Source organism: Salipaludibacillus sp. CF4.18 (genome assembly GCF_051262595.1).
Taxonomy (GTDB): Bacteria; Bacillota; Bacilli; order Bacillales; family Salisediminibacteriaceae; genus Salipaludibacillus; species Salipaludibacillus neizhouensis.
Map to the genome: position 1 here is coordinate 19,010 of NZ_JBIMEV010000062.1, position 8,116 is coordinate 27,125.

Below are 8,116 nucleotides of genomic sequence, written 5' to 3' on the forward strand. Positions count from 1 at the left end.
AGGTGGAACGATGAGGAAATTCCAGGTTATCCAGATTTTCATTGGGATCATGATACTACTATTGGTTGGGTGTGCAGGAGAAGAAGGTGAAAACTTAGAGGTACTAGTATTCTCTGAATCACTTTTTGATGAGGTTGCACAGGCTGAGATTGATGATCTAGTAGGTGACTTGTGGAATTCAAAAAGCGAAATGAAAGCGGTGGAATCCCAGTTTTTTCTGCCACTTCATGAACGATTGTTAATTGAAATTGCCAGTCACAATGGCGACATTTTACTAGTAAATGATGAAGTCTTAGATATGACTGTCGACTCAGAAGGATTATATGCCTTTGATGATTATTTTCCAGAGGATCTTTTACAGGTACCAGATGTGGTTCTAGATTCATTGCCTGAAGATGGTCAATCAAACGTTTATGCCTATCCCCTCCACCATAGCGATGTTTTTTCTGAGTTATTGAATGACGAAAAGCTTTATGCGATCGTTCCAATTTATGTTGATGATCCGGACTCGTCATTTGCATTATTGGAAGGCTTTATTGAAAAGGAAAAAAGATAAGGGTACATTAAAAAATACATGGCAATGCCTTCGTTGTTCGAGTGCTGATTATGAGAAATAAACTTGTAATGGCCTTTAAAAAACTGCGGAGGCCCTGTTCGTTGTTTTTAAGGATGTGTCAAAAGACTTTTTGGTCTTTTGATTTATTTTTTTAGGTAGTTAAGAATTTATAAGTTGACAGCTATCTTTACGCCACGCGTGTCAAGGGAAAACCACCCTTCATTTCGAGTAGCACCTACACTCAGTTACGTAGGTGCTACTCGGGGTGGCGAAAGATAACGCTGTATTTAACAAACGGCTATGCCGTTTTTTCTTAGAATTGCTGAGTCGTCAGTGTTAACTCGGGCTGGAGAATCGATGTTGTGACAGATGCGTCATTTTCAATCATTTTTATTAATGAATCAACGATCGTTTCAACAATTTTGTCGAGAGGAACGCCAACTTTCATGAGTGGAATCTCTAATTTATCTACTTGAGGAAGATTGTCGTAACTGATTATCGGAATATCCTTCACACGAGGTCGGGAATCTTCCGATAAAGCCTGAATGGATCCGCGTGCTAAATCATAGCTGCCGATAATAATCGAATCGGGCAGCTCTTGTGTACTTAAAAATTTTTTCATAGCTAAATAACCATCATGTCTGTTTAAGCCTAATGTATCTGCATAAAGAGCTTGTTTTAACGGTCCGAATTGCTTTTTAATTCCTGTACAATAACCACTGAATTTATCATCCTGTAAAGCATCGTTTTCGGAGCACATCCCGACGTAAAGGATATTTTGATGTCCTTCATTAGCGAAGTGGTCAACAGCGATTCGTATGGCTTCCTGTCTATTAGCATCGACAGTTGGAAAGCAGGCACCTTCAGCAATTCCGTAGCTTAAAATTGGAATGGGAGAAGCTTGGATAGATGGAATATCTTTATTTTCATTGAACACTAAAATAGCATCGACTTGGAAGCGTTGAAATGTATTGACAGCTTGATTCATTTCATTGATCGAAACGAGTGTTGTATACTGTCGATTTTCAAGTGCTTTATTTATATGTGTAAGAAGAGCAGCTTGTGCTTCACGTTCTAAACTCGACCATACGACACCGATTGTTTGTGACTTTTTTGACACAAGACTTTGAGCAGCCGCATTCGGTTGATATCCAAGTTCATTCGCAATCGCCGTGATTTTTTTCTTGGTTGGGGCTTTTACTAAGGGACTGTCTCTTAAAGCTTTTGAAACAGTCGAATAACTGACCCCAGCTGTTTTTGCAATATCTTTTATCGTTACACTCATGATAGCAACCCTCCTGATATACCAGTGGTAACAACGTTGTTATCACCGTCCTATTTTTAGTATATAGTCAGTATATGAATAGTTCAATAAATTAGCTTAAAAAGGAGAGGAATATAATGGCTGAAAATACATGGGCTCCTACTGATTATTATCAGCAATTAATAGAACCGCCTAAAAGTAATCATCCGCAACAAAACCGTGAACTCATTAAAAAACTAGATGAGTCTTTAGGTGAGTTTGCATTTACCGGAGACATCACGATAAATCGTGTGATGAGCCGTTCGGATGAAGGAGATTATTTAAAAGAGTATGTTGAGGTGATCTCCGAAGACCACGGCGCCTTGCCGATGTATATTCTTACTCCGAAAAAGGATAAAGAGCGCTATCCGGCAGTCATTGCGCTTCACGGTCATGGCAAGTATGGACAGGAAGCGGTTCTAGGTGTTAATGAAGAAGACGGAGAAATTCATCATCAATTTGGTGTTTCTCTCGTTCAAAAGGGATTTCGAGTGTTCATCCCGGAAATAATCGGTTTCGGCAAAAGAAGATTAGAACGTGATGTATCAGAAGGAAACCTTTCTTCTTGCTCAAGACTCGGAACTGCTTTACTTCTTAAAGGGAAAACTTTAGCAGGAAAAAGAGTAGCAGAAGTTCGATCTTTACTGCGGTTGATTCAGGAAGATCCTGTCGTTGATTCGAATAGGATAGGAATTGTCGGGTTTTCGGGTGGCGCCCTTATTGCTGCTTACTCAATGATACTAGCGAAGGAAATTCAAGGCGGTGTATTGTCCGGATTCCCTAGTACCTTTCAAGGAAGTATATTGGATCGTGTTCACTGCATTGATAATTACATTCCACATATGTATGAGGATGCCGATTTACCTGAATGGCTTATGCTCATTGCTCCGCGACCGTTGTATTTTGAATGCGGAATTCATGATAAGGTGTTCCCGAGAATCGCAGCAGAAACGGCAATTCGAGAAGTTAATCAGCATTACCAAAAATATGACAATGGCTCATTTTTTGGATTTGACCAATTTGATGGTGGCCATGAAGTGTCAGGAGAAAAAAGCTTTGAATGGCTTCGTAGGATGGTGTAGGCAGGAAACAGGGGGACGGTTCTCTGCTTCATTTTGAACAAGGATTAGGTTGTTTTCATTAAATAAGGCGATGAAAAAGAAGAGGATGCCCTCTTCTTTTTTTGTTCAGACATTTTATAGTTTGATAGGTTATTGGAGTGGATGAACGATAACCAGAACCAGAAAATTTTCGTGTAAACCATATCTTCTACCTATCTTCTCAATAGGTAATTTATGAAGCATAGAACCGTCCCTATGCTTCTACGTTTGTGAACAATGAAGAATTAACCAGTACATAAAAGGATATAAGTACCATTTAATATTAGCGAAAAATATAATACAGGGTATTTCAATCAAATGTTAAGGACATTTCGACCAATACTATTCGATCAATTTAGAATACTTTGTTTATTCAGTGTACGAACAAAGATTTTGGTGATAAGATAAACGTAAGTTCAAAAAAGAGCTAACAAATTTTTTGAACTTTATGAAAGCCCTTTCTTCACTTGTAGCTACACCAAAAACTCAATGAAAAGGAGGTTTAGTTAGTTACTTTCGCATACTTATTCTAAAAAATTCACTTTATAAAAAGGAGATTTTTACATGCTAAAAGTTCTAAGAAAACCTATCGTTGCAGGATTAGCTGTTTCACTTTTGATAACCAGTGGAGCAGGTAGTGTCTTCGCTCAGGGAAATGGGCAACAAGGACCTCCAAAAGGAGGGATATTTGCTGAGGGGCAAAAAGGAAATGGGAATGTTGTTCCTCATGCTTGGCAGGTGTCTTCACTTGCTGATCGGTATGAAGATTATTTTGACATTGGAGCGGCTGTAGAGCCCTATCAGTTAGAAGGAAGACAAGGAAAAATTTTAAAGCATCATTATAATAGTCTCGTGGCGGAAAACGCAATGAAGCCTATCTCACTTCAGCCGGTAGAAGGAGAATGGAATTGGGAAGGTGCCGACAAAATTGTTGAATTTGCCCGTGAAAATGACATGGAACTTCGTTTTCACACACTAGTCTGGCATAATCAAGTACCAGCTTGGTTTTTCCAGGACGAAAATGGAAATCCGATGGTAGATGAAACAGATGAAATTAAACGCGAGGAAAATAAAGCACTTTTATTAGAGCGTATGAAAACACATATTCAAACAGTTGTAGAACGATATAAAGATGATGTAGATTCTTGGGACGTTGTCAATGAAGCCATTGATGATGGAGGCGGATTACGAAATACGCCATGGTACCAAATTACAGGTACAGACTATATTAAAGTAGCGTTTGAAACAGCAAGAAAATATGCTGCCGATGATTCAAAACTATATATAAACGACTACAATACGGAAGTTTCACCAAAGAGAGAGAGTCTTCATGAGCTGGTTTCAGAATTAGTAGATGAAGGGGTTCCAATTGACGGAGTTGGCCATCAGGCGCACATTCAAATTGGTTGGCCTTCGCTTGAAGATACACAAACTTCCTTTGAGATGTTTGCTGAGCTAGGATTAGATAACCAAGTAACCGAGTTGGATGTAAGTCTTTACGGTTGGCCGCCAGATAATGCGTATCAAACTTTTGATGCGATTCCTGAAGAAGATTTTGAAAGTCAAGCCGACCGTTACGATGAATTATTCGAATTGTATGAAGAAATGGGTGCTGACCTCAGCAGTGTAACATTCTGGGGAATCGCTGATAACCATACATGGCTCAGTGACCGTGCAGCAGAGTATAGTGGAGAAGGAATAGATGCACCATTTGTTTTTGATCATGATTACAAAGTAAAACCCGCTTTCTGGAGTATTATAGATTAAGAAATAAAGAGGGAAGCATTCACTGCTTCCCTTGTTTTGCCTTTTGCCTCCTCCTTTTTTACGAGTGGTGTGTACATATTGAGAGCAGGGGTGTTTATTCACCGTCTGCATAATATATGGCGAGCCTACGTGGCTAATGCCGTTTCATGTCTTGGATTTCTACATGTAATGATAGAAAGGAGTGGAGGAATCAAAGTTTAAACGGTAAAAAATAAAGAAAGGCGAGGATGAATGTGAAAAGAATCATTTGTTTAGATGCGGGCCATGGCGGTAAGGATTCGGGAGCAACCGGTTATGGATTAAGGGAAAAGGATCTTTGTTTGGAGCGAGTGCTCAGAATGAAACAATTATTTGAACGGAAATATCAAGGTTCGACGGTTTTACTGACGCGAAATACGGATGTATTTTTAGAGCTTGGTGAACGAGTTCAAGTGGCGAATGAGGCGGGGGCTGACGTCTTTATAAGTGATCACAAAAATGCGTTGAATGGTTCGGCACGTGGGTTTGAAAGTTTCATTTGGAATGGCGGGGTTAGTCCGTCTACTCGTAAACTTCAGGCCACTGTTCATCAACATGTGATTGGCGCTTTGAAGAAATATAACATGCCCGATCGGGGTAAAAAGCAAGCGGATTTTAGTGTGATCAGAGGTTCAAACATGCCTGCTGTTCTACTTGAAGAAGGATTTATTGATCATGAAACAGACAATAGTTTGTTGCGGCAAACGGATTTCAAAGAAGCTTATTGTCAAGCTGTCGTGGAAGGGGTAGCGGAATATCTAGGGTTGCAGACGAAAAAGGATAGTAGGGATTCGGCGACGGGTAAAGAGGATAAACAGGATGTCTTGGAACATCGGGAAATCGCATTACAGCCAACAGGTGCTTTCGCAACGATCCAGTCCACTCTAAACATGCGTTATAATCTAAGTATTACAATAGACAATTTGTTCGGTCCTGAAACACGAGAGGCTTTCGTAAAAGGATTACAAACAGAGTTGAACAGACAATATAATCGAGGTCTGACTGTAGATGGGGTGTTTGGACCGAAAACAAAAGCATCATGCGTGAATATTCGAGAAGGCGCGAGTGGAAATATAGCATGGATCCTGCAGGCAATTCTGTATTGCTTAGGGTATCAATTAGGTGAAATTGATGGAGAGTTCGGGATAAAAACAAGAGAAGCAGTAAAGACATTCCAGCGAGACACAAAACTCAAAATCGATGGTATTGCCGGTAAAGAAACCTTTCAAAAGTTATTTGGATAGGCGCAAAGGGACGGTTCTCTACTTCCTAAAAGGAAGCAGAGAACTGTCCCTTGTTTTGTGATTAAATAATGGTGGAAAAGAGGACTTTATAGAGTAACTGTTTTTTAAAAGATTAGCAGCTACCTTCACGCCGCAAGTATCTGATACTTAAATGATGGCGGAAGCTGACGCTGTATTTAACAAAAGACGGCTATGCCGTTTTTCTTAGAGGAGGATTACGTTGATTTTTAAAGGTACAAGACTTTCGGAGCTTACAAAAATGTCTATTATTTTGATTTTAGGTGTCATTATTATCATTGGTTCTTCTGCTTATTTTTTTGCGGAATTAGCGGAGGGAATACTTGAGGAAGAGTCTTTCTTTATCGATGAATTTGCAGTCAGTATTTTGAACAGTTTTGACCAAAGCTTTTTAGCATCGGTGATGGCCGCTGTCACGGAAGCAGGTTCTGTGACGTGGATATCGATTGGTTCTGCGATTTTAGCTGTATACTTGCTATTTTTTTCAGGTTTCAGTAGATGGGTAGCCGTTTTTTTCTTGGTTAACATCGTTGGCATAGGTTTGTTAACGCAAGGAATGAAAGTGGCTTTTGCGCGGGAAAGACCGGAGTTATTGGAGCAGTACGACGGAATAGGCTTTAGTTTTCCAAGTGGCCATTCAACGGGTTCACTAGCATTTTATGGGTTTATAGTTTATGTCATTTTTGTTTCGAACATGAATGCTGCACTAAAATGGGTGATAAACAGTTGTTTAGTTTTTTTAATTGTATTGATCGGACTTACGAGAGTATATCTTGGCGTCCATTACTTTAGTGATGTACTAGCTGGATTTTCTTTCGGACTAGCCTGGTTAACAGTCTGTATCATGTTACTCGAAGTCACCCTCTGGAGCCAAAGGAAGAGAAGGGTGTCATAGGGACGGTTCTCTGCTTCCTTTTGATTGAATGGTAAAATGTAATAAATGCACGGAACTTTGAAGTTAAAAGTGAATCTTAATGACATAGTATATAAGGAGAAGGCGGTGTCTCGAAAGGAAAAGGAATTCTTTGAGGTACTTGACCACCCATAATATTGATAGCACTCTAACAAGGTGATATGATGGCAGATGAATATGTGTCTACTATAATAATAGTCTTGGGATCATTTTTGAAATGAAGGCGTTGTATCATTTATATCATATCCAAGCCTCCCGAAAGGAATTGGCCTGGATTGATCAATAATATAATTATGCATCTACCCATGATAAAACTGATATACGGCATGTTGAGATAAAAGGAAGTGTGATAGAGATGGATCTAAAGACAGCCTATAAAATAATGGGTATTCCAGAAGACGCATCAATCGATCAATTAGAGAAGCAATACATGCTTTGGATTAGAAAAGAAAAGGCCCAGCAAGATCAAAGGCAAGAAGGCGCTCAGGCGGATAATAATTCTATTGATATGGATAAGATTACAGAAGCATATTATCTGATTAAAAATCCTGATTCCGATTTTACACGGCCTGAAGAAGAGGAAACGAACGAAAGAATTGGCTTTTTAAACTTATATAAATATCATTTAATTGGACTCCTCCTTTTTATTAGTATAGTTGGGTATTTCGTGTATAATTTCATTGATCATAGAGCTGAAGAAGCAGCAAAGGCTAATCTCCCTACCCCGGATTTTGAGGTTTTGATTATGGGTAATTTCGATATCAATTTGGAAAACATTCCGTTGTTAGAAGATAGAATAAAAAAGGAATTTCCAGAATGGAAGAATGTAAAAATCAACTATGAACAATCATCTGTAGGGGAAGGTGTTCAAATAGACTTTGCCAAGAGACCTGCATTGCTAATGACTCTGCGTGAAAATACCCCGGATATGTATCTCGTAGATGCAGAACACTTTGATATCCTGTTCGATTATGAACTTTTTGCACCTATTAACATGGGTGACGAGCTTACGGAAAAAGAGGATAACGATACATTTTGGTATAACCAATTAGATGGAGAAAGTGAACAGTTATATGGAGTGAATATGGCGGATAGTGCTATTTTAAATGCATTTGAGTTCGGAAACGACGAAGTAATTGCCGCAATTCGAGACGACAGTCCAAAACAAGAAAATGCACAGGAATTTATCAAACAGAG

Annotated in this window: 7 protein-coding genes; 6 read left to right on the forward strand and 1 reads right to left on the reverse strand. The window is 39.2% G+C overall.

The features are described 5' to 3' along the window. The first annotated feature begins 10 nt into the window (after positions 1-10). Positions 11-556 carry a hypothetical protein gene (locus ACHABW_RS22405; RefSeq protein WP_435758757.1) on the forward strand — a complete coding sequence of 182 codons (546 nt, stop codon included), beginning with the start codon at positions 11-13 and terminating at the stop codon, positions 554-556. 313 nt (positions 557-869) lie between these two features. On the opposite strand, the gene ACHABW_RS22410 is transcribed toward ACHABW_RS22405, so the two are convergent. Continuing rightward, positions 870-1,841, reverse strand: a complete 972-nt coding sequence (locus ACHABW_RS22410) for a LacI family DNA-binding transcriptional regulator (protein WP_435758759.1) — start codon at positions 1,839-1,841, stop codon at positions 870-872. A gap of 116 nt (positions 1,842-1,957) precedes the next feature. Here ACHABW_RS22410 and ACHABW_RS22415 point away from each other — a divergent pair, with 116 nt between their 5' ends. The 5 genes from ACHABW_RS22415 to ACHABW_RS22435 all read left to right on the forward strand — a co-directional run. Next, positions 1,958-2,941: an alpha/beta hydrolase family protein gene (locus ACHABW_RS22415; protein WP_435758761.1), complete on the forward strand. Its 984-nt coding sequence runs from the start codon at positions 1,958-1,960 to the stop codon at positions 2,939-2,941. A 582-nt stretch (positions 2,942-3,523) separates the two neighbouring features. Further along, entirely contained in the window at positions 3,524-4,726 is a 1,203-nt protein-coding gene (locus tag ACHABW_RS22420) for an endo-1,4-beta-xylanase (protein WP_435758763.1), read from the forward strand. A gap of 233 nt (positions 4,727-4,959) precedes the next feature. After that, positions 4,960-5,988 (forward strand): N-acetylmuramoyl-L-alanine amidase, encoded by a 1,029-nt coding sequence (locus ACHABW_RS22425; RefSeq protein ID WP_435758765.1) that lies wholly within the window; start codon positions 4,960-4,962, stop codon positions 5,986-5,988. A gap of 220 nt (positions 5,989-6,208) precedes the next feature. Then, positions 6,209-6,901, forward strand: coding sequence for a phosphatase PAP2 family protein (locus ACHABW_RS22430; RefSeq protein ID WP_435758767.1), 693 nt, complete (start codon positions 6,209-6,211; stop codon positions 6,899-6,901). Positions 6,902-7,274: 373 nt separating this feature from the next. Further along, positions 7,275-8,116, forward strand: an 842-nt coding sequence (locus ACHABW_RS22435; RefSeq protein ID WP_435758769.1) for a hypothetical protein, incomplete at its 3' end; no start/stop codon positions are given.

Bases quoted from the DNA above. Each gene is read 5' to 3' on its own strand.
- ACHABW_RS22405 (WP_435758757.1), top strand. From the start codon at position 11: ATGAGGAAATTCCAGGTTATCCAGATTTTCATTGGGATCATGATACTA.
- ACHABW_RS22410 (WP_435758759.1), bottom strand. From the start codon at position 1,841: ATGAGTGTAACGATAAAAGATATTGCAAAAACAGCTGGGGTCAGTTAT.
- ACHABW_RS22415 (WP_435758761.1), top strand. From the start codon at position 1,958: ATGGCTGAAAATACATGGGCTCCTACTGATTATTATCAGCAATTAATA.
- ACHABW_RS22420 (WP_435758763.1), top strand. From the start codon at position 3,524: ATGCTAAAAGTTCTAAGAAAACCTATCGTTGCAGGATTAGCTGTTTCA.